Below are 22,568 nucleotides of genomic sequence, written 5' to 3'. Positions count from 1 at the left end.
CTCCGGGGCCCTCTGACTCGGGGGCCCCTCTCTGAGCTCCGGGCCCCGGACCGCGTCGCCGCCCGGGGCCCGGAGTGTCGTCACCGTCCGCGGCCCCGGAGTGTCCTCGCCGGTCAGAGCTCCTTGATCCGGATGTCGCGGTACGAGATGACGTCGGTCGTACCGTGGACCTGGAGCCCGAGGTAGCCGGTGGCGTACCGCCGGCCGTCCGTGCCCGGGTCGTCGGCGCGCGGAGGGGAGAACTCCTGGCCGCCGGTGTTGTCGAACTCGTTGATCAGGACGCCGTTGCGGAACACCGAGTAGTGCTGGCCCTCCACCCGGATCTCGTAGTCGTTCCAGGTGCCCTTCGGGGTGACGCCGGCGCCGCCGAGCCCGACCCGGTCGAACCCGTACACCGAACCGGTCTTGTACAGGTCGCCGTCCGGCCGGTCCAGGACCTGTATCTCGTGCCCGAACTTGATGGCGACCCACTCCGGCCGCGGCTCCTCGGGGTGGTCGTGGACGTACGGGAAGCGCACGAAGACACCGGAGTTGGCGTTCCCCGCCCCGGGGGCGTCGTCCCGCCACTGGAGCTTCAGCGAGAAGTCCCCGTACTGCCGCTGCGGGAACCACAGCATGCCCATGCCCGGGACCGCCGTACTGCTCGTCATCGAGCCGTCGCCGTTCAGGCCGAACCTGCCGCCGCCGACGTGCTGCCACCGGGCGAACGTCTCCGCCGAGCCGTCGAACAGCGTGCGGTAGCCGGTGGTCTGCCCGGGCTTGCCGATGCCGGACTCCTTGGCCGCCCGGTAGATCGTGCGGTGCTCGCGGGCGTCGACGACCCCTTCGGTGAGCAACCGGTCGAGGACCGCGTCCACGTGCTTGAGGAAGAGCGCGTGCGACGACCAGTCCTTCTCGTCCTCGATCAGCTCGTTGATGGTGCAGCGGCCGCGCGTCATCCGGTTCGGCACCCCCGAGTCGACCGTGCCCACGATGACCGTGAGGCGCTCGTCGTACTCGGGGCAGTGGGGCGCCGGGACGCCGCCGCCCTCCGCGACGTCGAAGCCGACCTGCCGGGCGGCCGAGGTGTTGCCCGCCTTGTCCGTGGCCCGGTGCAGCAGGGTGTGGTGGCCCACCCGGTCCACGACCACCGGAACCGTGTACGCCAGGTACGGGCCGCCGTCCAGCGAGTACTCGGTCTTCTCCACCCCGGAGCCCGCGTCGGTCGCCGTGACCGTCACCGTGGCGCGGCCGATGTACGCGCCGTCCGCGTTCTTCTCGCCCGTCACGGCGGCCGTCGTCTCGGGCGGTGTCTTGTCGTCCGTCGGCGGGGCGACCACGGTGAAGTCGACGGCCTTCTCGGCGGCCGTGTTCCCCGCCCGGTCCGTGGCCCGGTAGCGCACGGTGTGCGTGCCGGTCGCGTGGACCATCACGGGCGCGGTGTACGTCTGCCAGGCGCCGCCCGCCCCGACCGCGTACTGGATGGTGTTGACGCCGGACCCGGCGTCGGAGGCGGTGACGGTGACCGTCGCCATGCCCAGGTACCTGCCCTCGGTGTCCTTCTCGCCGCTGACCGTCGCCGACGTCTCCGGGGGTGTCCTGTCGTCCGTCGGCGGGGCGACCACGGTGAAGTCGACCGCCTTCTCGGCGGCCGTGTTGCCCGCCTTGTCGGTGGCCCGGTAGCGGATCCTGTGGGCGCCGACCTCATGGACCATCACCGGGCCGGTGTACGTCTGCCAGGTGCCGCCCGACCCGACCGCGTACTCGATCCGGTCCACGCCCGTCCCGGCGTCGGTCGCCGTGACGGTGACGTTGGCGTGGCCGATGTACGCCCCGTCGGCGTTCCGCTCGCCCTCCACCTGCGCCGTCGTCTCGGGTGCGGTGGTGTCCTCGCCGCCGCCCGCCTCCGTCACCGTGAGGACGCCCTGCATCGCGCCGTGGCCGGGGATGGTGCAGAAGAAGCGGTAGCGCCCGGGCGTCAGCGTGACCTGGGCGGTGTGCTTGCCGCCCTGGTCGTCACTGGGGTTGGCCAGGATGTTCAGCCGGACGTCGTTGTTGTACTGCGGGTCGGAGACGTCGAACGTAAGGGTGTGCGGCATGCCCGTGGTGTTGCCGGTGGCCGCGCTGTTCTCGAAGACGATCGTCGCCGGGCCCGCCACCGCGGTGGCGGGGAAGGACAGGTAGCGGTCGATGGGATCACCGGCGGTCCAGGTCAGCACCTGCTCCGCCGCGGCCGTGGCCGTGGTCTTGGCCGCCGTACGGCCGTCCGGCCGCCCGTACGCGGCGTTCGAGGTCAGCCCCAGCACCATCAGCACGGAGGCGACCAGCGCCGTCCACATCGTCCTCCGGATCCTCCGTGTCCTCGGGTAGCGGTGTCTCACTGTGCGGCCGCCTTCCTCGCCAGGTCCTCGGCGGCGGGCGTCGGCCCGCCGCCCCGGTACGTCACGCGCCACAGCGCGGACTTGGAGTCGGAGGTGAAGAAGCCGCGGCCGTAGTCGAGGACGTACAGGGAGCCGTCGGGCGCGAACTTCCAGTCCATGAGGTTGCGGATGCCGTTCGGGCCCACCGGGATGATCTTCTTCAGGGACTCGGCGTGGACGGGCAGTCCGCCCTTGCCGACCGTCCTCGGGTCCATCAGCACGGCGTGGCGCGGCTGGTCCCCGTCGTAGAAGTCGCCCACGAACCACTTGCCGTCCCAGTACGACGGCCATGCGACGGTGCTCGCGCTCGTGGGGTCGTACCGGTACACCGGCCCGTTCATGGTCGCCTGCCCGCCGCCTTTGAGCCACGGCAGCAGCAGCTTCTGCTCCTCCGTCTTGTAGCTGGGCACGCCGCTTGCGTCCCTCGGGAAGTCGGGGCCGCCGCCCTGCGGTGAGTACCAGATGGAGTTGGGCGTGACCGGTGGCAGGTTCACCAGGCCGTCGTTGTGGGGCGACTCGTTCTTCGGCGCGGAGCAGTCGTACCAGCCGAGCGGCTTGCCGGGCTCGGGCAGATTCCGGTCGCGGTAGGGCTGGTTGTTGCCCATGCAGTACGGCCAGCCGTGGTTGCCCGCCTTGGTGATGGCGGTGAAGGTGTCGTACTTGGCGGGGCCCCAGGTGGTCGACGGTGCGTCGGCGTCGGGGCCGACCCACCCGGCGTACAGGATGTCCGTCGTCTTGTCGACGAAGATGCGCGCCGGGTTGCGCACGCCCATCACGTAGATCTCGCCGCGCGTCTTGCCGCCGCCCTCGTCCGGCTCCTCGCCCGTGAAGAGGTTGCCGTCCGGGATCGTGTACGTGCCGTCGTCCTCGGGGTGGATGCGCAGGATCTTGCCGTTGAGGTTGTTGGTGTTGCCGGAGGTGCGGCGGGCGTCGGCGAAGGAGACGCCCTTGAAGGCCGGTTCCGGGTTGTTGCCGGAGTAGCCGCCGCTGAAGCCGCTGGAGTTGTTGTCGCCGGTGGCGATGTAGAGGTTCTCCTGGGAGTCCCAGGCCATGCCGCCGCCCGCGTGGCAGCAGCTGTGGATCTGCACCGGCCACCTGAGCAGCACCTTCTCGCTGCGCTGGTCCAGCGTGTTCGTGGCGAGGTCGAGGGTGAAACGGGAGACGTACCGCTCCGCCATGTGGGTGTCGCGGTTGATCCGGGAGTGGGGTGTGTAGTGCAGGTACACCCAGCCGTTGGACAGGAAGCCGGGGTCGAGCTCGATCCCGAGGAGTCCCTCCTCGTTCTTCGTCAGCTCGTCACCGCCGCCCTTGTTGCCGAAGACCGTGAGCGCGCCCGCGAGGTGCACCTTCTTCGTCTTCGGGTCGTAGACGTGGATTTCGCCGCTGCCCTTGCCGATGTCCGGGTCGTTCCAGTCGGTGACCACGGGCTGGGAGGAGTCGGCGCCGCCGCGGCCGATGTAGAGGACGCGCCCGTCGGGCGCGGTCACCAGCCCGTGCGGTTCGCCGATCTGGTCGTTCCTGCCCGGCTGGTTGGGCGCGGTCAGACGCTCGCTCGCGTAGTTCGCGTCGATGGTGGCCTTGCAGTCGGCGCGGACCAGCCGGGTGGTCCACAGCAGGGCGCCGCGTAGGTGTTCGCGGAAGTCGGTCTCGGCGAACGACTCGGCCGTACCGCCCATGCCCGTGTAGAAGGAGCGGCCGCCGTCGTAGTCACGGCACCAGGAGACGGGGTGGTCCCAGCCGTTGGCGCCCGCGCCCGGCCGGTAGGTGCTCTCGCGCACCCGCGCCACCGTGTGCACGCTGCCGGAGGGGTTGACCGCCCAGTTGAACCACTTGTCGGGGCGCTTCCAGTTCAGCGGGAGCTGCCGGGTGGCGGGGTGCTGCCGGTCACCGACCTCGACGGTCGCGCGCTGTACGGGCGTGGGGCCGCCGGCGGCGGGCCGGGCGCCGACCAGCCCGGTGAACCAGTCGGAGTACGGCTCGGTGCGCGCCGCGTCGTGGATGCCGAGGAACCCGCCACCGGCCTCCATGTACGCCTCGAGGCCCGCCTCCTGCTCCGGGTCGAGCACATCACCGCCGCCGGTCAGGAACACGACCGCGTTGTACCGCCCGAGCCGGGTGGCGTCGGTGAAGACGGAGCCGTCGTCCGTCGCCTCGGTACGGAAGCGCTGCGCGGCCGGCCCGGACTGGCCGATCGCCTCTATCGCGGCGATACCGGCGTTGACGGTCGGGGACTCCGTGGTCGCCGAGGCGTGGAAGACGAGCACGCGGACGTTGGCGCCACCCGGCGGCGACGGGAGGGACAACGTTGTCCGTGAGTGTTCCGGGTGCGGCTGGGCGGTGGCGGCCGTACCGCTGAGCAGCGAAGCCGCCAGGCCGGCGACCGCCAGGACCGCGGCCGCACGGCGGCGTGTTCTTGACCGGTGATGTGGTGCACGGTGCATGTGTTCACCCACCCCTCTGTGGTCACAGCAAACGACGACGAAGCTAGACCTCTTTCCCTGACACGCCAATAGCTTGGCACCGATCGCGCGAACTTTGTCCTGGCTGTGGAAAAACGAATCGCCCGCGGCTACGGTGTGGCCGTCCCGGGGTACTCAGCCCCCGTCAGTCTCGGCACCGTACTGGGGAGTTCGGCATGGACAGACGGAGCTTCAACCGGCGTCTCCTGGCCTCGGGAACGGCTGCGGCGACCGGCGTGACATCGTTGTCCGCGGCCGCTGCACCGACCGCCGTGCCGACCGCGGCGCCGACCGCGACGCCCTTGCGGACGGCACCGGCGGGAGGTCAGGTGCGGCATCTCAAGTTGTACGCCGAGAAGCTGGCCGACGGTCAGATGGGGTACGGCCTGGAGAAGGGCAAGGCCACGATTCCCGGCCCGCTCATCGAACTCAACGAAGGCGACACCCTCCACATCGAGTTCGAGAACACCATGGACGTCCCGGCGAGCCTCCACGTCCACGGCGTCGACTACGACACCGCCAGCGACGGTACGAAACTCAACCGCAGCCACGTCGAACCCGGCGGCACCCGCACGTACACCTGGCGCACCCACGCCCCCGGCCGCCGCAAGGACGGCACCTGGCGCGCCGGCAGCGCCGGTTACTGGCACTACCACGACCACGTCGTCGGCACCGACCACGGCACCGGCGGCATCCGGAAGGGCCTGTACGGGCCGGTCGTGGTGCGGCGCCAGGGCGACATCCTCCCCGACAAGCAGTTCACGATCGTCTTCAACGACATGACGATCAACAACCGGCCCGGCCATCAGAGCCCGGACTTCCAGGCCACCGTGGGGGAGCGGGTCGAAATCATCATGATCACCCACGGCGAGTACTACCACACCTTCCATATGCACGGTCACCGCTGGGCGGACAACCGCACCGGCATGCTCACCGGCCCCGACGACCCCAGCCCCGTCATCGACAACAAGATCACCGGCCCCGCCGACTCCTTCGGCTTCCAGATCATCGCGGGCGAGGGCGTGGGCGCCGGCGCCTGGATGTACCACTGCCACGTCCAGAGCCACTCCGACATGGGCATGGCCGGCCTGTTCCTGGTGGCGAAAGCGGACGGCACGATCCCCGGCTACGAACCGCACCACCCGACGGGAGGCCACACCGCCCACTGAGGGGTGTCAGCCGGCGAGGTCCAGGACCTCCCAGTCGACGGCCGACGCGTGCCGCAGAAAGATCCGCGAACCCCGGCAGACCGTCTGGCACCTCCCGACGTCCCGCTCGTCGGGCCGTACGAGCCGGCGCTCCATCAGCGGCTCGACGGAGGTGTCCGTCAGCCTCCCGTACGTGAGCAGATCGGCCGGCTTGCCGCTGCCGCTCAGGAACACCACCTGATCCCCGTGCACGGCGAGCGCGGTGGCCATCCGTACCGGAGCCGAACGCACGCGCACCTCCTCGCCCCGCACCTCCAGGAGGGGCCCCGCCCCGTACGGCGTCGACCAGGCGGCATCCCCGTCCACGTTCAGGGAGTAGACGTCCCAGATGTACTGGTTCCCGGCGGGCGGGGCGTACGCCCACTGCGGCTCACCGGTACCGCTCCACCGCCGCAGCCCCGGCCGGCTGAGCGGGTCGTCCCCGTAGACCCCCTCGTCGAAGTAGCCCACCCACAGGTCCCCGGCCTCATCGGCGAGCAGGTGCTCGATGCCGTCCCCCACCCGGAACGTCCACGACGGCTTCCCCAGCGCGTCGAAGACCTGCACATGCTGTTCGTCGGGGCGACTGCGCCCGGCAGCCAGCACGAATCCGCCGTCCGGCAACGCATCGATCATGGGCCGCCGCGGCCGCACCGCGCTGAGGACCGTCTCCTCCGTACGCCCCTCGTCCACGGTCACCATGACGGCGTCGTACGGCCCTTCACCGGTCCTGCCTCCGGCCTCGCCGAGCAGCCAGTGCGCACGTCCGTACGCATCGACGGTGCCGGCGATGACCGGCATCTCGCGGTACGCACGCGGCAACCGCGCGTACGGCGTCAAAGGGGTGGTCTTCATGCTGCTGACTCCTCGGAACGTCTCCTGACACGGGCCTCCACGGGTGAACACGGAGGACCCGGCGGCGCGTTCGCCGAGGGGCGCGGTACGGGGCGCCTACGCGGCATGGGCCTTTCTGATCGTCATGGTCCGATCATACGCACACGGCATGGCGCCCTTGCCGATCACGTCACGGAAGCCCATGCTGACGAGGAGCGACCCGCGGTGCGCCGTGTTGATCATCCGTTGAGGCGTCGTTTATCCCACCGGGGCAGCGTGTTCGCCATGCCGATCCACACCAATGCCTCGACCACGATCGACCACGAACTCTCCTGGCAGGAGACCGCCCTCTGCGCCCAGACGGGCCCGGAGCTCTTCTTCCCGGACCCGGGCTCCTCCACGCGCGACGCCAAGCGCCTGTGCGCGGCGTGCGAGGGCCGCGAGGCCTGCCTCGAGTACGCGCTCACGCACGACGAGAGGTTCGGCGTCTGGGGCGGCCTCTCGGAGAAGGAACGGCACGCGCTGAAGCGCAGCAGCCGCTGAACCTACCTCCGCCGAGCCCTGCCGCCCTTGACGAGACCGGCCTGCTCCGCGAGCACGTCATCCCCGGGGGCTCCGCCCGGCACGCCGTCCCCCATGTCCTCGGGCACGACTCGCACGGGGTAGTGCCCGCCGACGGGCGAGACGACGCCGCCGTAGCGGGGGTCCCCGGCGAACCAGACCATGTCGGGCTGCGGGTTCTGCTTGCGGGCCAGTTCCACCGAGAAGGGCGTGATCCGGAGGGTGGGTGCGTAATGCTCACTGAACCGGATGCGGATCACGACTGGCCGTTCCAGCGACCGCGGAGGATATGAGCACGGATACGCTACCCAGGGGTACGTGCCCAGGATTGCCTTTACGCGCTGCGTCTGTCGCAGCGCCACCATTGCCAGTGGCAGCATGAGCGGATAGAAGAGCACGCACATGATGGTGAGCCCGATCGATCTCCATGCGATGCATGCATAGAAGGAGACCGCCGCCAGACTGGCTGTGAAGAAGAGCCAGGCCCAGCGTTTGATCACTAGGTGGCCATGCCCCCGAATCGTCGGTGCGTGATCAATGGCCCTCTTCAGTAGGGGTACCGGTGTCGGTGGTGGTGTCACGTGAGAAACTCCAGAAGTCGTGAAGTAGGTGCCGCACTTGCCGCATTGGAGTCGTCTTCGGGATGCGAAAACGACAACGTGTGAGCAATCCCCTCAAGGATGTCGGTGTAGGAATCCGCATGGCGCGTGGCCGCGCTCGCCAAGTCGGCCACCACGACATGAGAACCGCTCGGGTACGGCACCGCGATGCGGGCTTGAAATACTTCGCCCGCCCGCGGTGAGATCCCGGCACGCTGCACGAGGTCCATTGGAGGGGCCAACGTCCCTGCGACCATCGCCGCGGGGATGCCGCTGGGCAGCTCGAGAAGTCTGCAATTCCGTGTTCGCCATGCGGACGAGTCGGCCAGTGTGATGCCCGTACGAGCCGCGGCCACGTGTGGTGAGGGAGCCGCTGTGCTGATCGTGGAGAGCGAGAAGAGTGACATGCATGCTCCGTGGGCGCCATCGGGGTGCAGGCCGAAAGCCAGAAAAGCGGTCCCTTGTTCGAACAGTGCCGTAATGAGTTCCGTCAACACGCGTGCGTCCCGCAACGCTTGGTCGGCCTCCGGGGATTGCCCCAGCAGTGGCGTAACGACTGAGGTGACGGCCCGCATAAGGCCTTCGTCAGTGATGGTTTCGAGGGAGTGGAAACCGGGAGGCAACCGAAACCAGACCGGGGGAGCGTTGTCTTTCGTGCTCATGAAACCGCCTTACAGTCTGTCAACGGGAGAGCGTGGCCCATGCGTACGCGATCCTGGCCGCCGATGTCGGGGCATCTTCGACGGCGACTCTCACACCGTCGACTGCTGTAGCCGCGTTCGAGGCCGTGTCGTTTTCGTCGAGGGATGAGTAATGGCTGGCGGCAGTCACCGCGCCCGTCGCCGGCACGCCGTACTTGACACTGCTTCTCACCGTTGGGTGTGCTTCTCGGAGTGCCCACTCCGTAAGAGGATTCTCGATGTTCCGGAGTTCATCCATCGAACTCTTGGAAGCGCTGGCGAACTCGCGTGCTCCTGCTCCCACACCAGCAAGGGATTCAGACCCGGCCAGGGCAGAACTCGCACGAACTGCCTTAGCGCCCTGTGCCAAGGCCGCAACACCTGGGACAGACCCAAGGGCATCGCCGGTGAGAGTGACGGCGTTGTCCCAGAAGTCGGCGTCGAACTCACCCTTGGTGAAGCCATCTCGCAGTGAGGTGCGCACCTTGTCGTTCGAAAGATGCAGGGCCAGCGCTCCCATGCTCGCTCCGGTGGCGAGGATCATCAGACCGAGGCCAACCGGTGGAAAAGCAACCCCCAGCACAAGGCCGGCGAAGCCCATGACAGCGGATGCGTCGGACAGCACATCGCCGAGGTCCTCGCTGATCCAGTCGAGAGCCTTGCTCAACACCCCCGGCTCCTCCGGAGCCAATCGGTCCGTCGCCTCGTTCAGGCACTTCGCCACACGCGCCGCCTCCGCCCTGTGGGTTTCCTCCAGCTCGCGGGCGAGGCGGCGGACGTGGTGCAGGGCTTCGCGGGCCTCGGTGAGGGCTGTCGTCGCGGCGTGGAGGTCGGAGGGGGAGGCGTCCGCGCGGGAGGTGGTCGCGGCGTGGGTGGACTCCGCGGTGCGCAGGGACTTCGTGTGGAGGGCCGCCTGGGTCTCGTAGCGGCCGGCCGTCGTCTGGTAGGAGACCAGGCTGTCGTGCCAGGTGCCCAGGCGGTCCGCCGCCTTCGTCAGGGAGCGGTGCGCGTTGCCCAGGTAGCGGGGGAGTTCGCCGTCCAGGGCCTCGCGGAAGGCGTCCGCGGCCTCGCCCGCCCAGTAGGAGCTCTCGCCCAGGAGCCGGCGCACCAGGCGGTGCGCCGTACCCAGCGCGGCCGCGGAGGACGTCAGCTTCGACCGGAGCGCGGCGATCTCCGCCGGACTCCCCGGCGCCGGGTTCCAGCCCAAGTGGGGAAAGGCGGCGTCAGTCACGGCGGCCCACCGCCCGGAACGCCGACGCGATCGCGTGGTCGAGCTGCACGTACCCCTGGTGGCTCAGCCGCACCCCCTCGTGCACGGCCTTGATCCGTACGCCGAGCTGCTCCGCGCCGTACTTCCAGCGGTCCTGGAAGCCGTCGCAGGCCTCGTCCAGTTCCGGCGTGCCGAGCTGATCGGCCCGTACGTGCTCCAGCGCGCGTCTGGCCTCCGCGAGGGAGGTCAGCGATTCGCCCAACGCACGGGAGAAACGGCCCAACTGGTCATGATCGACACGGAGATGCGGGTCCATGGCGGACCACCCTGGCAGATCTGCAGCAATGCGCCGAAACGCCGTAACCCTCCCGGGTGGTGGTCGTGGCCCAGCTGATCGATGGGGAACGTTTCTCCGTACGTCTGCACGTCAGCGGCACGGGGCCCGCAGGGGCCGCACGCGTGCGCGGCGCCCCCGTCGCAGGTGACGGAGGCGCCGCTCGAACCGCATGCTCCCGGAGGGCTCGCGTCAGCCGCCCGCGCGTGCCGCCAGCCGCGCCTTGCGCGCCGCGAGCTTCTCGTCGAACTTCCGCGCCTCCGCGTCCAGGCCGCCCATGTACAGCCCGAGCTCCTCCTGCGCCTTCAGGCCCTCCGGGCCGAGCCCGTCGATCTCCAGGACCCTCAGGAAGCGCAGCACCGGCTGGAGCACGTCGTCATGGTGTATGCGCATGTTGTAGATCTCGCCGATGGCCATCTGCGCGGCCGCCCGCTCGAAGCCCGGCATGCCGTGCCCCGGCATCCGGAAGTTGACGACCACGTCCCGTACCGCCTGCATGGTCAGGTCCGGCGCGAGCTCGAAGGCGGCGCCCAGCAGGTTCCGGTAGAAGACCATGTGCAGGTTCTCGTCGGTCGCGATGCGCGCCAGCATCCGGTCGCAGACCGGGTCCCCGGACTGGTGGCCGGTGTTGCGGTGCGAGATGCGCGTGGCGAGCTCCTGGAAGGCGACGTACGCGACCGAGTGCAGCATCGAGTGCCGGTTGTCCGACTCGAAGCCCTCGCTCATGTGCGCCATCCGGAACTGCTCCAGCTTGTCCGGGTCGACCGCGCGCGAGGCGAGCAGGTAGTCGCGCATGACGATGCCGTGCCGGCCCTCCTCCGCGGTCCAGCGGTGCACCCAGGTGCCCCACGCGCCGTCACGGCCGAAGAGCGTGGCGATCTCGTGGTGGTAGCTCGGGAGGTTGTCCTCGGTGAGCAGGTTGACGACCAGTGCGATCCGGCCGATGTCGGACACCTTGGACTGCTCCGGATCCCAGGCCTCGCCGTCCTCGAAGAGGCCGGGGAAGTTGCGGGCGTCCGACCACGGCACGTACTCGTGCGGCATCCAGTCCTTGACGACCTTCAGATGGCGGTTGAGCTCCTTCTCGACCACCTCTTCCAGGGCGTACAGCAGTCGGGCGTCGGTCCACGCTTCCGAACTGCCGAGGTGGGGAGAGGTGAGGGTCATGCGGCTACTCCTGGGGACGTGACATACCTACGGCTTCGTAGGTTACGAGACCGTAGGTTAAGGGCACCGTAAGCCCCAGCCAAGCCCGGGTCGGGTCATGGGTCGTTACGGTAGGTCATATGCCCTGGTCACGCCCGCCATTCGGGTGACGGAGCCACAGATTCCGGTGTTGCCGGACGCAGCTCGCCGTCCATTTCCAGCCATCGCGTCATGCCGATCGACTCCAGGAACGCCATGTCGTGGCTCGCCACGATCAGCGCCCCCTCGTACGCGTCGAGCGCCGCCGTCAGCTTCCGTACGCTCGCCATGTCGAGGTTGTTCGTCGGCTCGTCCAGCAGCAGCAACTGAGGCGCCGGCTCGGCCAGCAGCAGCGCGGCGAGCGAGGCCCGAAACCGTTCGCCACCCGAGAGCGTCCCGGCGGGCTGGTCGGCCCGCGCACCCCGGAACAGAAAGCGCGCCAGTCGGGCCCGGATGCGGTTGGGCGTGGCCTCGGGGGCGAAGCGGGCGACGTTCTCCACCACGCTCAGGTCGTCGTCCAGTACGTCGAGCCGCTGGGGCAGGAACCGCAGCGGGACGTGCGCCACCGCCTCGCCCGACACCGGCTCCAGCTCCCCGGCGATCGTGCGCAGCAGCGTAGTCTTACCCGCGCCGTTGCGCCCGACGAGCGCGATGCGCTCTGGGCCGCGCAACTCCCACTCGCCGCTGACCCGGGCCCCGTACCGCAGCTCCAGGTCGCGCAGGAGCAGCACGCCGCGGCCCGGCGGGACCGTGGTGTAAGGCAGCTCCACACGGATCTCGTCGTCGTCCCGGACCGCCTCCACCGCCTCGTCGAGCCGCTCCTTGGCCTCGGCGAGCTTCTGGGTGTGCAGGATGCGGTGCTTTCCGGCCGATTCCTGGGCGGCCCGCTTGCGCGCGTTCATGACGATCTTCGGCTCGCGCTTGCTGTCGAACATCTTCTGCCCGTACCGCTTGCGCCGCGCCAGTTTCATGTGCGCCTCCGACAGTTCCCGCTTCTGCCGCTGTACGTCGGCCTCGGCGACCCGCACCATGCGCTCGGCCGCCTCCTGCTCGGCGGCGACGGCCTCCTCGTACGCGGAGTACGGCCCGCCGTACCAGGCCACGTCACCGTCCCGCAGGTCGGCGATGCGGTCCACCAGCTCCAGCAGTTCGCGATCGTGGCTGACCACGACCAGGACGCCCGACCAGGACCGCACCGCGGCGTACAGGCGGCGGCGCGCGTACAGGTCAAGGTTGTTCGTCGGCTCGTCCAGCAGCAGCACATCGGGCCCGGCCAGCAACAGGGCCGCCAGCCGCAGCAGGACGCACTCGCCGCCCGAGACCTCGCCGATGGTGCGGTCCAGACCGATGTGGCCGAGGCCGAGCTGGTCGAGCAGGGCACGGGCCCGCTCCTCGACGTCCCAGTCGTCGCCGACCGCCGTGAAGTGCTCCTCGCTCGCGTCCCCCGCCTCGATGGCGTGCAGCGCGGCGCGGGTGGCGGCGATGCCGAGGGCCTGGTCGACGCGGAGGGCGGTGTCGAGGGTGGCGTTCTGCGGCAGGTAACCGACCTCGCCGGCCACGCGGACCGAGCCCTCGGACGGGGTCAGGTATCCCGCGATCAGCTTCAGCAGGGTCGACTTGCCGGAGCCGTTGAGGCCGATCAGGCCGGTCCTGCCGGGGCCGACCGCGAGCTGGAAACCGTCGAGCACCTCGGTGCCGTCCGGCCAGGAGAAGGACAGGTCGGTGCAGGTGATAAAGGCGGGAAAGGTAGACATACGGGTCTCCCGGTTGCATGAGGAAAAGGGGTGGGGCAACGGGTGAGACACCGCGGGCAGTGGCAGTGCAGTGGCGGTCGCTGTCGCGGGACGGCTCGTCCGGCTCGTACGGCTGGCGCAGCGCGTACGGCTCTATGCCGAGGTCGCACACATCAGTGCGCACACCGCCGAGAACGCGGGGTGCGACACGGTGTCTCGAGACCTCAGACGAGCAACGTCCTACTCCGATCGACGACGACAAGGGCCGGGAAGGACGCTACGCCCGGACGGCTCCGGGCGGCAACGGAATTACGGGTGGCTGCGCGGGAGCGCCGGTCAGCGGGCGTCGCGCAGCAGCTCGTACAGGTCCTCGTCGAGGTCGAGGAACCGGTGCTCGCAGCCGGTGGGTACGAGGTGCTGGGCCCGCTGGAGGAACCGGCGCACCTCCGAGGTGCGCACGTGCACCATCGCGACGCCCTCCGGCGCGTGGAACTCCACGACCGTGCGGTCGTAGCCGTACGGTCGGACGCGGACATCCCCCAGACCGGCCGGCTGGTCGACGCCGGCGGCCAGCAGCTCCCGCGAGAAGGCCCAGGCCACCTCGGTGCCCTCCAGAGTGGCGGGGGCGGGGAACGCCATCTGTACGGCGAACGGGTCCTTCCGGTCGTAGCGGAGGGTGGCCGAAACGGTCTCCATACAGGGCGCGGACGCGACCAGGCGGGCCTGCACGGCCTGCTCGATGACGGTGGACAAGGCCTGCTCCCTCACACGTGGCTTGGGGTACGTCTCCTTACACGGGTGAGGACGATGGATTCGGCCAAGGCGTGCATTGACGAGTGGCGTGACCTGTGTCACCGTCCACCGCCATGACGCCCATGGGGAAGACGAGACCAACGGTGAGAACGGTGCGGTCGGGAGGACGCAGCGGAGTGACCCCGGGGGCCGCCTTGGCCGTGGCGGCACTCAGCGTGGCCCTCACCGCGGCCCTGACCGCCGCGCCGCCCACCGCCCGGGCGACGCCCGCCCCGGCCGAAGCGACGCCGGCCGGGGAGGCGCCCCGGGAACACGCTCGGGAACGCGCTGGGGAACCCGTCCACGAGGCTCCGGTCTGGTCCCCGCGGCCGACCGGTACGGACGTACGGTTCCGGGGCCTCGCGGCCGTCAGCCGTACCGGTGCGTGGGTGGCCGGCTCCCGGGGCACGGTGCTGCGCACGGCGGACGGCGGCCACAGCTGGCGGAACGTGTCGCCGCCGGGCGGGGAGGCGCTGGAGTACCGCGACATCGAGGCGTTCGACCACCGCCGCGCGGTGGTGCTGGCGATCGGCGAGGGTGAGGCGTCCAGGATCCTGCGCACCGACGACGGTGGCGCCACCTGGGCCGAGTCCTTCCGCAACACCGACCCGCGCGCCTTCTACGACTGCGTCACCTTCCTCGACCGCCGGCACGGGCTCGCCGTGAGCGACCCGGTGGACGGCTGGTACCGCATCCTGGCGACCCGCGACGGCGGCCGGTCCTGGCACGTCCTGCCGAACGCGGGGATGCCCGCCGCGCTGCCCGGCGAGGCCGCCTTCGCCGCGAGCGGACAGTGCCTGGTGAGCTCGGGCCCGCGAGACGTCTGGCTGGCCACCGGAGGCGGCGCCACCGCCCGCGTACTGCACTCGTCGGACCGTGGCCTGAACTGGACCGTCGCCGACTCCACCCTCCCGGCCGGTGACCCGGCGCGCGGTGTGTTCGCCCTCGCCTTCCGGGACCGGACACACGGCCTGGCGGTAGGTGGCGACTACCGGACCGGGCAGCCGTCCCCGCAGGCGGCCGCGGTCACCGCGGACGGCGGCCGCTCCTGGCGGCAGGCGAACACCCCGCCGCCCGCCTACCGCTCCGGCGTGGCCTGGCTGCCGCGCAGCCGGTCCGCCGCGCTCGCCGTCGGCCCGACGGGCACGGACCTCACCACGGACGGCGGCCGCACCTGGCACACGGTCGACTCCGGGGCGTACGACACCGTCGACTGCGCCGCCGACGGGGGCTGCTGGGCCTCGGGCGAAAGGGGCCGGGTGGCGCGCCTGCAGCGGCCGGCCCACCCCTGACGGATCTACGCGCCCCCGCCCGGGCGGGGGCGCGGCGGCTCAGGACGACAGCGGCTGCTGGCGGTACGCGGCGAGCTCGGGCACGGTCCTGGTCGCTATGAACTCGGTGATGCGGTACTCGCACAGGCCGGCCGTGACGAAGGGGTCGGCCGCCGTGATCTTCTCCATGTGCGCGCGGTCGTCCCCGACGGCCAGCAGCACGCCGCCGTCGCGCGGGTTCTTCCGGCCGGAGGCGATGAAGACACCCGACGCGTAGTGCTCGTCAACCCAGGCCATGTGGGCGTCCAGCTGCGCGTCGACGGCCTCGAGCGGCCCCGTGTAGGTCAATTCCAGTACGAACATGTGCGCCAGGCTACCGGCCTCCGCCGACAAGCCCTCGGGGGCTGTGGATAACTCAGGCGTGACCGAAAATCGCCCCCTCTAACGAGGTGATACGTCACGGAATATCCGCAGATACATCCCACGCATGGGCGAAATTCGGCCGAACCTCCCGCCCTCCGGTCCGGAATCGCCCCCTCCCGCCCTACGGTGAGCGCGCTTCACGCTCCAGCCCCACGAACAGCGCAGAAAGAGGGACCATGCGCCGTATCACCAAGACCCTGCTGGCCGCCGCCGGTGCCGTCACCGCCGTCGCCCTCTCGCCCTTCACCGCCCAGGCCGCCTCGTACAGCGGAGGCAACTACGGTGCCTACGCCTACGAGGGCTCGTACCCGACCGTCTCGGGCTGCTCCGGCACCTTCGCGCTGAAGTACACGACCGGCGCCTCCGGCATCACGCTCAAGTACTTCTACTCCTCCAAGTGCGGTTCCTTCGCCCGCATCGAGAACGCACCCCAGGGCTGCGTCGCCGTCGCCCAGCGCGCCGACGGCGGGGGATGGGTCTCCGAGAGCGTCGACCCCGGCATCAACTACGCCTACACCAAGATCGCCAACAACCTGAACGGCCGTCTCTCCCGGGCCATCCTCTCCTGCAACGGCCACGACCTGGCCTCCACGCCCTGGTACTGATCCGACCCCCGGGCCCCCGGCGCGCGGACGGCCGTAAGGTGACCGTCATCATGACGATCATCCCCGTGCCCGCCGACTGGCCCGCCCACGAGACCGAAGCCCTGGCCGTCCAGGACGAGCTGCGCAGCCGCGTCGTCCTGGACGAGCCGGGCCCGCCCCCGGGCACCGGCCACGTCACCGGTGTCGACGTGGCCTACGACGACGAACGCGACCTCGTCGCCGCGGCGGCCGTCGTCCTCGACGCCCGCACCCTCGACGTCGTCGACGAGGCCACCGCGGTCGGCCGGGTCTCCTTCCCGTACGTCCCCGGCCTGCTGGCCTTCCGCGAGATCCCCGCGGTCCTGGCCGCCCTGGACGCCCTCGCCGCCGACCCGGGAGTGGTGGTCTGCGACGGATACGGCCAAGCGCATCCGCGCCGCTTCGGGCTCGCCAGCCACCTCGGCGTCCTCACCGGGCGCCCGGTCATCGGCGTCGCCAAGAACCCCTTCACCTTCGCGTACGAGCAGCCCGCGTCGCAGCGCGGCGCGTCCAGCCCGCTGCTCGCGGACGGCGAGGAGGTCGGCCGGGCGCTGCGCACCCAGGACGCGGTCAAGCCGGTCTTCGTCTCGGCAGGACACCGCGTCACCCTGGACAACGCCTGCGCGCACACCCTCCACCTGACGCCCCGCTACCGCATCCCCGAGACCACCCGCCGCGCCGACGCCCTGTGCCGCCGCGCCCTGAAGGAGGCGACGGCCTGAGCGTGCCTCCGGTCAGCGGGCATCGGCCACCCGGAAGACGATGCCCGCCGCCCGCAGCCGGTCCAGCAGCGCGTCGCCCATCGCGACGGCCGTCGTGACCTGGCCGGCCGTCTCCGGCAGCGGGTCGAACGCGAGGCACAGCGCCGACTCGGCGAGCATCTTCGCCGTCTCGTCATAGCCCGGGTCGCCGCCCGCCACCTCGGTGAACACCCGCCGTCCGCCGCCCTCGCCGACGAACCGCACGCTGAACCAGCTGCGCGCGCGCCGCTCCGCGTCGGGGCCGCTCCCCGGTTCGTAACGCTCCATCAGCCAGCGCCGTACGGCGGGCACCTGCGCGAGTGCGACGCCCGCGCCGACGGCCGCCGCTCCGCCGAGCGCCATGGGCAGGGTGCGGACGGCGGCGTAGTGGCGGTAGCGGAAGTCGGGCCCGTACCGGGGGAGTGCGGTCGCCGAGCGCTCCACGATCCGCGGGTCGAGGGTCGGCAGGGGAAGCGCCCACGCCCCGGTCTCGCGGCTGAACCGGGGGCCGGCCAGCGGCGCCCGTGCCCGGCGCCCCACCAGCCGGGGTTCGTGCAGCCGCCGCTCCCGCGCCGCCCGGATCATCTGGCGCCCGCGCCCCATCGCGGTGAGTGCGGAGGCGAAGGTTCCGCCGGAGAAGAAGGCGTTGGTCCGGACGAAGCCGTCGACGCGCAGCGGCACGTCCTTCGGCAGCTGCCGGACCGTGAAGTACACGCCGAGGTCGTACGGCACCGAGTCGAAGCCGCACGCGTGCACGATACGGGCGCCGGTCTCGCGGGCCCGCGCGTCATGGCGTACGTACATCAGGTCCGTGAACTCCGCTTCGCCGGTCAGGTCCACGTAGTCCGTGCCCGCCTCGGCGCAGGCGGCCACCAGGGGCTCGCCGTACCAGATGTACGGCCCGACGGTGGTGGCCACGACCCTGGCGGACTCGGCGAGTTCGCGCAGGGACCCGGGGTCGGCGGCGTCGCCGTGCAGCAGGGGCAGCTCGGCGCAGGCCGGGTTGTCGGCGGCGAGCCGCTCACGCAGCCGTTCCAGCTTGTCCCGGTTGCGCCCGGCGAGCGCCCACCGGCAGTGCGCGGGCGCGTGCGCGGCCAGATAGCGGGCGGTCAGCTCCCCGGCGAAACCGGTGGCTCCGAAGAGCACGACGTCATAGGGGCGTGTGCCATGTGCCGGGGCCTGGTGCGCTCGGGCGCCCTGTGCCGGGGCCTCGTGCGCGCGTGCCCCCTGCGCCCGTTCCGTGCTGTCCCGTCTGTCCATCCAGCCCTCCGCGTCCCAGGAGCCCCACGCGTGCAGTGCGTGCCGCGCTGTTGTCGGTGGCAGAGGCTAGCGTGGGTGTCAGCGGTAATCGTCCGGGTGGTCCTGCATCCAGACGTTGATGCGGTCGCGGGTGCCGATCAGCTCGCTCTGGTGCTTCTTGAGGTTGTCGAACGAGGTGTCGCCCTTGAGGGAGGTTCGCAGCGCGGCGATCCACGCGATGGGTTCGGCGAAGTGGCCGGGGCCCTTGGGGTCCGCCTTCATGGCACGGTCCAGGCCGTCGAGCTCCTCGTGGACGCGGTCGAGGAAGTAGGCGCAGTTGCCGGGGGTGCAGCTGTCGCCGAGCGTGGCCTGGAGCCCGGCGAAGGCGTCGCGCACCTTCTCGGGCCCCCGGTCGGAACCGGAGCCGGAGCCGGTGGCCGAGGAAGCGGCGTCCGCCTCCGTGCCGGCCCCAGGGGCCGCCGCTCCGTGCTCCGGTGCCGCCGTGGCCGTGGCCGTGGTCGTCGCCCGGCCCCCGGCCGGCTCACCGCCGCCGGAACAGGAGATCAGCAGGGCCGCCACGGGCGCGGCGAGCAGGGCGAGGGGCCAACGGCCGGATATGCGCATGTCGCGAACCTAGCAAGCGGGTTGGGCCGGAACCGGACCGGGCCGGTCGGCTCCCGAAGGGGAGTTGTCCACAGGCCTTGTGCGCAGTGGAACGTGTTCTTAGCATCAGTGCTGTTACAGCAGTTGTGTCACACCATGCTGGGGGTTTGAATGGCAGCGACAGGCACCGGCCCGCTCGCCGGAGTGCGCGTGGTCGAGCTGGCGGGCATCGGCCCCGGCCCGTTCGCCGCCATGCTCCTGGCCGACCTGGGCGCCGACGTCGTACGCGTCGACCGGCCCGGCGGCGCGGGGCTCGCGATCGACCCGGCGTACGACCTGACCAACCGCAACAAGCGCTCCGTCCTCATCGACCTCAAGGCCGACGGCGCACCGGAGCGGGTGCTCGACCTCGTCGAGCGCGCCGACATCCTCATCGAGGGCTTCCGCCCCGGCGTCGCCGAACGGCTCGGGATCGGCCCCGAGCCGTGCCTGGCCCGGAATCCGAAGCTGGTGTACGGGCGGATGACCGGCTGGGGCCAGGACGGCCCGCTCGCCCAGCGCGCCGGCCACGACATCGCGTACGTCGCCATCACCGGCACCCTCTCCATGATCGGCAAAAGCGACGAGCCGCCGACCGTGCCCGCCAACCTCCTCGGGGACTACGCGGGCGGCGCCCTCTACCTCGTCGTCGGCGTGCTCGCCGCGCTCCACCACGCCCGCGCGGAGGGTGGCAGAGGGCAGGTCGTCGACGCGGCGATCACCGACGGAACCGCCCACCTCGCCACGATGATCCACGGCATGATGGCGGCCGGCGGCTGGCAGGACCGGCGCGGCGCCAACCTCCTGGACGGCGGCTGCCCCTTCTACGGCACCTACGAGACCGCCGACGGCGCGTACATGGCGGTCGGCGCGTTGGAGCAGCGGTTCTACGACGAGTTCACCGCGCTCCTCGGCATCGAGGACACCGCACCCGCCCGCAAGGACTTCGCCCGCTGGGACGAGCTGCGCGCCGCCGTGGCCCGGCGGTTCAAGGAGAAGACCCGCGCCGAGTGGACCGCCGTCTTCGAAGGGTCCGACGCCTGCGTCGCACCCGTCCTCTCACTGCGCGAGGCGCCCGCACACCCGCACCTCGCCGCCCGGTCCACCTTCACCGACCACGGCGGCATCACCCAGCCCGCACCCGCGCCCCGCTTCTCCGCCACGCCCGGGGCCGTACGCCGCCCGCCCGCGCGGCCGGGCGCCGACACCGACGAGATCGCCCGCGACTGGGGCGTACCGAGCATCCGTACCGACGAGACCAGGGGGACCGGGTGAAACGCCGGATCTTCAGCGCCGAGCACGACGCCTTCCGCGACACCGTCCGCACCTTCCTCGCCAAGGAGGTCCTGCCGCACTACGAGCAGTGGGAGAAGGACGGCATCGTCGCGCGCGACGCCTGGCGGGCGGCAGGCCGGCAGGGCCTGCTGGGCCTCGCCGTGCCCGAGGAGTACGGAGGCGGCGGGACCGCCGACTTCCGCTACAGCGCTGTCCTCGCCGAGGAGTTCACCCGCGCCGGCACGCCCGGCTTCGCCATCGGCCTGCACAACGACATCATCGGCCCCTACCTCACCGGTCTCGCCACCGACGAGCAGAAGCGGCGCTGGCTGCCCGGCTTCTGCACCGGCGAGACCATCACCGCCATCGCCATGACCGAGCCCGGCGCCGGATCCGACCTCCAGGGCATCCGCACCACCGCCGAGGACAAGGGCGACCACTACCTGCTCAACGGCTCCAAGACCTTCATCTCCAACGGCATCCTCGCCGACCTCGTGATCGTCGTCGCCAGGACCACCCCCGAGGGCGGCGCGCACGGACTGTCCCTCCTGGTCGTCGAGCGCGGCATGGAGGGCTTCGAGCGCGGCCGCAACCTCGACAAGATCGGCCAGAAGTCCCAGGACACCGCCGAGCTGTTCTTCCACGACGTACGCGTCCCCAAGGAGAACCTGCTCGGCGAGGTGAACGGCGCCTTCATCCACCTGATGACCAACCTCGCGCAGGAGCGGATGGCGATAGCGGTCGCCGGCATCGCCGCCGCCGAGCACCTGCTGGAGATCACCACCGACTACGTCAAGGAGCGCGAGGCGTTCGGGCGGAGGCTCGCCAAGCTCCAGCACATCCGCTTCGAGATCGCGGAGATGGCCACCGAGTGCGCCGTCACCCGCACCTTCCTGGACCGCTGCATCGTCGACCACGCCGACGGGGAGCTGGACGCCGTCCACGCCTCGATGGCCAAGTGGTGGGCCACCGAGCTGCAGAAGCGGGTCGCCGACCGCTGCCTCCAGCTGCACGGCGGCTACGGGTACATGGCCGAGCACCCCGTGGCCAGGGCCTTCACGGACGGCCGCATCCAGACCATCTACGGCGGCACGACCGAGATCATGAAGGAGATCATCGGCCGTTCCCTGCTCGACCACCCCTCCCGAAAGGCCTGACCAGTGAGCACCGAAGCGTACGTCTACGACGCGATCCGCACCCCGCGCGGGCGCGGCAAGGCCAGTGGCGCCCTGCACGGCACCAAGCCCATCGACCTGGTGGTCGGACTCATCCACGAACTCCGCGACCGCTTCCCGGGCCTCGACCCGGCCGCCGTCGACGACATCGTGCTCGGCGTCGTCGGCCCGGTCGGCGACCAGGGCTCCGACATCGCGCGCATCGCGGCCATCGCCGCCGGACTGCCCGACACGGTCGCCGGCGTCCAGGAGAACCGCTTCTGTGCCTCCGGCCTCGAAGCCGTCAACATGGCGGCGATGAAGGTCCGCTCGGGCTGGGAGGACCTCGTCCTGGCGGGCGGTGTCGAGTCGATGTCGCGCGTGCCCATGGCCTCCGACGGCGGCGCCTGGTTCAACGACCCGATGACCAACCTGGAGACCAACTTCGTCCCGCAGGGCATCGGCGCCGACCTCATCGCCACCATCGAGGGCTACTCGCGGCGCGACGTCGACGAGTACGCCGCGCTGTCGCAGGAGCGGGCAGCGGCCGCCTGGAAGGAGGGCCGCTTCGAGCGGTCCGTCGTCCCGGTCAGGGACCGCCGCAGCGGCCTCGTCGTCCTCGACCGCGACGAGCACATGCGCCCCGGCACCACCGCCGACTCCCTCGCGTCGCTCAAGCCGTCCTTCGCCGCCATCGGGGACATGGGCGGCTTCGACGCCGTCGCGCTGCAGAAGTACCACTGGATCGAGAAGATCGACCACGTCCACCACGCCGGCAACTCCTCCGGCATCGTCGACGGCGCCGCGCTCGTCGCCATCGGCAACAAGGAGGTCGGCGAGCGGTACGGGCTGACGCCCCGCGCGCGCATCGTCTCCGTGGCGGTCTCCGGATCGGAGCCGACCATCATGCTCACCGGCCCCGCGCCCGCCAGCCACAAGGCCCTCGCCAAGGCCGGGCTCACCATCGACGACATCGACCTGGTCGAGATCAACGAGGCGTTCGCCGCGGTCGTGCTGCGCTTCGTCAAGGACATGGGCCTGTCGCTGGACAAGGTCAACGTCAACGGCGGCGCCATCGCCCTGGGCCACCCCCTCGGCGCCACCGGAGCCATGATCCTGGGCACCCTCGTCGACGAACTGGAGCGCCAGGACAAGCGCTACGGCCTCGCCACGCTCTGCGTCGGCGGCGGCATGGGCATCGCCACCATCGTCGAGCGCGTCTGACCGT

The 22,568-nt window shown here is 70.8% G+C and carries 21 protein-coding genes; 8 read left to right on the top strand and 13 right to left on the bottom strand.

Annotation, left to right across the window (positions count from 1 at the left end; all coding sequences use genetic code 11):
• Nucleotides 1-113 precede the first annotated feature (113 nt).
• Both AB0A69_RS05050 and AB0A69_RS05045 read right to left on the bottom strand, forming a co-directional pair.
• Nucleotides 114-2,318: a family 16 glycoside hydrolase gene (locus AB0A69_RS05050; RefSeq protein WP_361415460.1), complete on the bottom strand. Its 2,205-nt coding sequence runs from the start codon at nt 2,316-2,318 to the stop codon at nt 114-116.
• Nucleotides 2,319-2,356: 38 nt separating this feature from the next.
• Nucleotides 2,357-4,840 (bottom strand): ThuA domain-containing protein, encoded by a 2,484-nt coding sequence (locus AB0A69_RS05045; RefSeq protein ID WP_361415458.1) that lies wholly within the window; start codon nt 4,838-4,840, stop codon nt 2,357-2,359.
• Between the two features lie 194 nt (nt 4,841-5,034).
• On the opposite strand from AB0A69_RS05045, the gene AB0A69_RS05040 reads away from it, so the two are divergent.
• On the top strand, nt 5,035-6,027 hold the full coding sequence (locus AB0A69_RS05040; RefSeq protein ID WP_361415456.1) for a multicopper oxidase domain-containing protein: 993 nt from the start codon (nt 5,035-5,037) through the stop codon (nt 6,025-6,027).
• Between the two features lie 6 nt (nt 6,028-6,033).
• On the opposite strand, the gene AB0A69_RS05035 is transcribed toward AB0A69_RS05040, so the two are convergent.
• The gene (locus AB0A69_RS05035; protein WP_361415454.1) at nt 6,034-6,900 is read right to left on the bottom strand and encodes a hypothetical protein; all 867 of its coding nucleotides are present in this window, start codon (nt 6,898-6,900) and stop codon (nt 6,034-6,036) included.
• A 264-nt stretch (nt 6,901-7,164) separates the two neighbouring features.
• On the opposite strand from AB0A69_RS05035, the gene AB0A69_RS05030 reads away from it, so the two are divergent.
• On the top strand, nt 7,165-7,422 hold the full coding sequence (locus tag AB0A69_RS05030; protein ID WP_361415452.1) for a WhiB family transcriptional regulator: 258 nt from the start codon (nt 7,165-7,167) through the stop codon (nt 7,420-7,422).
• A gap of 2 nt (nt 7,423-7,424) precedes the next feature.
• Here AB0A69_RS05030 and AB0A69_RS05025 read toward each other — a convergent pair whose 3' ends face one another.
• The 7 genes from AB0A69_RS05025 to AB0A69_RS04995 form a co-directional block, all read right to left on the bottom strand.
• On the bottom strand, nt 7,425-7,700 hold the full coding sequence (locus tag AB0A69_RS05025) for a hypothetical protein (protein WP_361415450.1): 276 nt from the start codon (nt 7,698-7,700) through the stop codon (nt 7,425-7,427).
• A 317-nt stretch (nt 7,701-8,017) separates the two neighbouring features.
• Nucleotides 8,018-8,701: a hypothetical protein gene (locus tag AB0A69_RS05020; RefSeq protein WP_361415448.1), complete on the bottom strand. Its 684-nt coding sequence runs from the start codon at nt 8,699-8,701 to the stop codon at nt 8,018-8,020.
• Nucleotides 8,702-8,720: 19 nt separating this feature from the next.
• The gene (locus AB0A69_RS05015) at nt 8,721-9,950 is read right to left on the bottom strand and encodes a hypothetical protein (RefSeq protein ID WP_361415446.1); all 1,230 of its coding nucleotides are present in this window, start codon (nt 9,948-9,950) and stop codon (nt 8,721-8,723) included.
• On the bottom strand, nt 9,943-10,245 hold the full coding sequence (locus AB0A69_RS05010; RefSeq protein ID WP_361415444.1) for a hypothetical protein: 303 nt from the start codon (nt 10,243-10,245) through the stop codon (nt 9,943-9,945). Before AB0A69_RS05010 ends, AB0A69_RS05015 begins: the two co-directional genes overlap by 8 nt.
• Before the next feature lie 210 nt (nt 10,246-10,455).
• Nucleotides 10,456-11,430, bottom strand: coding sequence for an acyl-ACP desaturase (locus AB0A69_RS05005; protein ID WP_361415442.1), 975 nt, complete (start codon nt 11,428-11,430; stop codon nt 10,456-10,458).
• Nucleotides 11,431-11,558: 128 nt separating this feature from the next.
• On the bottom strand, nt 11,559-13,202 hold the full coding sequence (locus AB0A69_RS05000; RefSeq protein WP_361415440.1) for an ATP-binding cassette domain-containing protein: 1,644 nt from the start codon (nt 13,200-13,202) through the stop codon (nt 11,559-11,561).
• 315 nt (nt 13,203-13,517) lie between these two features.
• Nucleotides 13,518-13,934 (bottom strand): SsgA family sporulation/cell division regulator, encoded by a 417-nt coding sequence (locus tag AB0A69_RS04995; RefSeq protein ID WP_361415438.1) that lies wholly within the window; start codon nt 13,932-13,934, stop codon nt 13,518-13,520.
• 215 nt (nt 13,935-14,149) lie between these two features.
• Here AB0A69_RS04995 and AB0A69_RS04990 point away from each other — a divergent pair, with 215 nt between their 5' ends.
• On the top strand, nt 14,150-15,265 hold the full coding sequence (locus tag AB0A69_RS04990) for an oxidoreductase (RefSeq protein ID WP_361416787.1): 1,116 nt from the start codon (nt 14,150-14,152) through the stop codon (nt 15,263-15,265).
• Nucleotides 15,266-15,304: 39 nt separating this feature from the next.
• On the opposite strand, the gene AB0A69_RS04985 is transcribed toward AB0A69_RS04990, so the two are convergent.
• Nucleotides 15,305-15,607, bottom strand: coding sequence for a YciI family protein (locus AB0A69_RS04985; protein ID WP_361415436.1), 303 nt, complete (start codon nt 15,605-15,607; stop codon nt 15,305-15,307).
• Between the two features lie 236 nt (nt 15,608-15,843).
• Between AB0A69_RS04985 and AB0A69_RS04980 the strand changes: the two genes are divergently transcribed.
• Together AB0A69_RS04980 and AB0A69_RS04975 are read left to right on the top strand one after the other, a co-directional pair.
• Nucleotides 15,844-16,272, top strand: coding sequence for a hypothetical protein (locus AB0A69_RS04980; RefSeq protein ID WP_361415434.1), 429 nt, complete (start codon nt 15,844-15,846; stop codon nt 16,270-16,272).
• A 50-nt stretch (nt 16,273-16,322) separates the two neighbouring features.
• Nucleotides 16,323-17,012 carry an endonuclease V gene (locus AB0A69_RS04975; protein ID WP_361415432.1) on the top strand — a complete coding sequence of 230 codons (690 nt, stop codon included), beginning with the start codon at nt 16,323-16,325 and terminating at the stop codon, nt 17,010-17,012.
• Nucleotides 17,013-17,024: 12 nt separating this feature from the next.
• Here the strand turns inward: AB0A69_RS04975 and AB0A69_RS04970 are convergent, their stop codons facing one another.
• Complete coding sequence (locus AB0A69_RS04970; protein WP_361415430.1) at nt 17,025-18,176, bottom strand: saccharopine dehydrogenase NADP-binding domain-containing protein; 1,152 nt, start codon at nt 18,174-18,176, stop codon at nt 17,025-17,027.
• 192 nt (nt 18,177-18,368) lie between these two features.
• Nucleotides 18,369-18,893 (bottom strand): hypothetical protein, encoded by a 525-nt coding sequence (locus AB0A69_RS04965; RefSeq protein WP_361415428.1) that lies wholly within the window; start codon nt 18,891-18,893, stop codon nt 18,369-18,371.
• 150 nt (nt 18,894-19,043) lie between these two features.
• On the opposite strand from AB0A69_RS04965, the gene AB0A69_RS04960 reads away from it, so the two are divergent.
• From AB0A69_RS04960 to AB0A69_RS04950, 3 genes are read left to right on the top strand one after another with little or no spacing between them, the layout of a single operon-like run.
• The gene (locus AB0A69_RS04960; protein WP_361415426.1) at nt 19,044-20,186 is read left to right on the top strand and encodes a CaiB/BaiF CoA-transferase family protein; all 1,143 of its coding nucleotides are present in this window, start codon (nt 19,044-19,046) and stop codon (nt 20,184-20,186) included.
• Complete coding sequence (locus tag AB0A69_RS04955) at nt 20,183-21,343, top strand: acyl-CoA dehydrogenase family protein (RefSeq protein ID WP_361415424.1); 1,161 nt, start codon at nt 20,183-20,185, stop codon at nt 21,341-21,343. Before AB0A69_RS04960 ends, AB0A69_RS04955 begins: the two co-directional genes overlap by 4 nt.
• 3 nt (nt 21,344-21,346) lie before the next feature.
• Nucleotides 21,347-22,564 carry an acetyl-CoA C-acetyltransferase gene (locus tag AB0A69_RS04950; protein ID WP_361415422.1) on the top strand — a complete coding sequence of 406 codons (1,218 nt, stop codon included), beginning with the start codon at nt 21,347-21,349 and terminating at the stop codon, nt 22,562-22,564.
• Nucleotides 22,565-22,568 lie beyond the last annotated feature (4 nt).

Origin of the sequence: Streptomyces sp. NPDC045431, from assembly GCF_040646655.1 — a bacterium.
In the GTDB taxonomy this organism is placed as follows: Bacteria; Actinomycetota; Actinomycetes; order Streptomycetales; family Streptomycetaceae; genus Streptomyces.
This window is presented reverse-complemented; position numbering and strand designations above follow the sequence as displayed.

Excerpts from the sequence above, each read along its gene's own strand:
- AB0A69_RS04985 (WP_361415436.1), bottom strand. The coding sequence starts at position 15,607 with ATGTTCGTACTGGAATTGACCTACACGGGGCCGCTCGAGGCCGTCGAC.
- AB0A69_RS04980 (WP_361415434.1), top strand. The coding sequence starts at position 15,844 with ATGCGCCGTATCACCAAGACCCTGCTGGCCGCCGCCGGTGCCGTCACC.
- AB0A69_RS05020 (WP_361415448.1), bottom strand. The coding sequence starts at position 8,701 with ATGAGCACGAAAGACAACGCTCCCCCGGTCTGGTTTCGGTTGCCTCCC.
- AB0A69_RS05045 (WP_361415458.1), bottom strand. The coding sequence starts at position 4,840 with ATGCACCGTGCACCACATCACCGGTCAAGAACACGCCGCCGTGCGGCC.
- AB0A69_RS05030 (WP_361415452.1), top strand. The coding sequence starts at position 7,165 with ATGCCGATCCACACCAATGCCTCGACCACGATCGACCACGAACTCTCC.
- AB0A69_RS04960 (WP_361415426.1), top strand. The coding sequence starts at position 19,044 with ATGGCAGCGACAGGCACCGGCCCGCTCGCCGGAGTGCGCGTGGTCGAG.
- AB0A69_RS05050 (WP_361415460.1), bottom strand. The coding sequence starts at position 2,318 with ATGTGGACGGCGCTGGTCGCCTCCGTGCTGATGGTGCTGGGGCTGACC.
- AB0A69_RS05000 (WP_361415440.1), bottom strand. The coding sequence starts at position 13,202 with ATGTCTACCTTTCCCGCCTTTATCACCTGCACCGACCTGTCCTTCTCC.
- AB0A69_RS04975 (WP_361415432.1), top strand. The coding sequence starts at position 16,323 with ATGACGATCATCCCCGTGCCCGCCGACTGGCCCGCCCACGAGACCGAA.
- AB0A69_RS05040 (WP_361415456.1), top strand. The coding sequence starts at position 5,035 with ATGGACAGACGGAGCTTCAACCGGCGTCTCCTGGCCTCGGGAACGGCT.
- AB0A69_RS05005 (WP_361415442.1), bottom strand. The coding sequence starts at position 11,430 with ATGACCCTCACCTCTCCCCACCTCGGCAGTTCGGAAGCGTGGACCGAC.
- AB0A69_RS05035 (WP_361415454.1), bottom strand. The coding sequence starts at position 6,900 with ATGAAGACCACCCCTTTGACGCCGTACGCGCGGTTGCCGCGTGCGTAC.
- AB0A69_RS05010 (WP_361415444.1), bottom strand. The coding sequence starts at position 10,245 with ATGGACCCGCATCTCCGTGTCGATCATGACCAGTTGGGCCGTTTCTCC.
- AB0A69_RS04965 (WP_361415428.1), bottom strand. The coding sequence starts at position 18,893 with ATGCGCATATCCGGCCGTTGGCCCCTCGCCCTGCTCGCCGCGCCCGTG.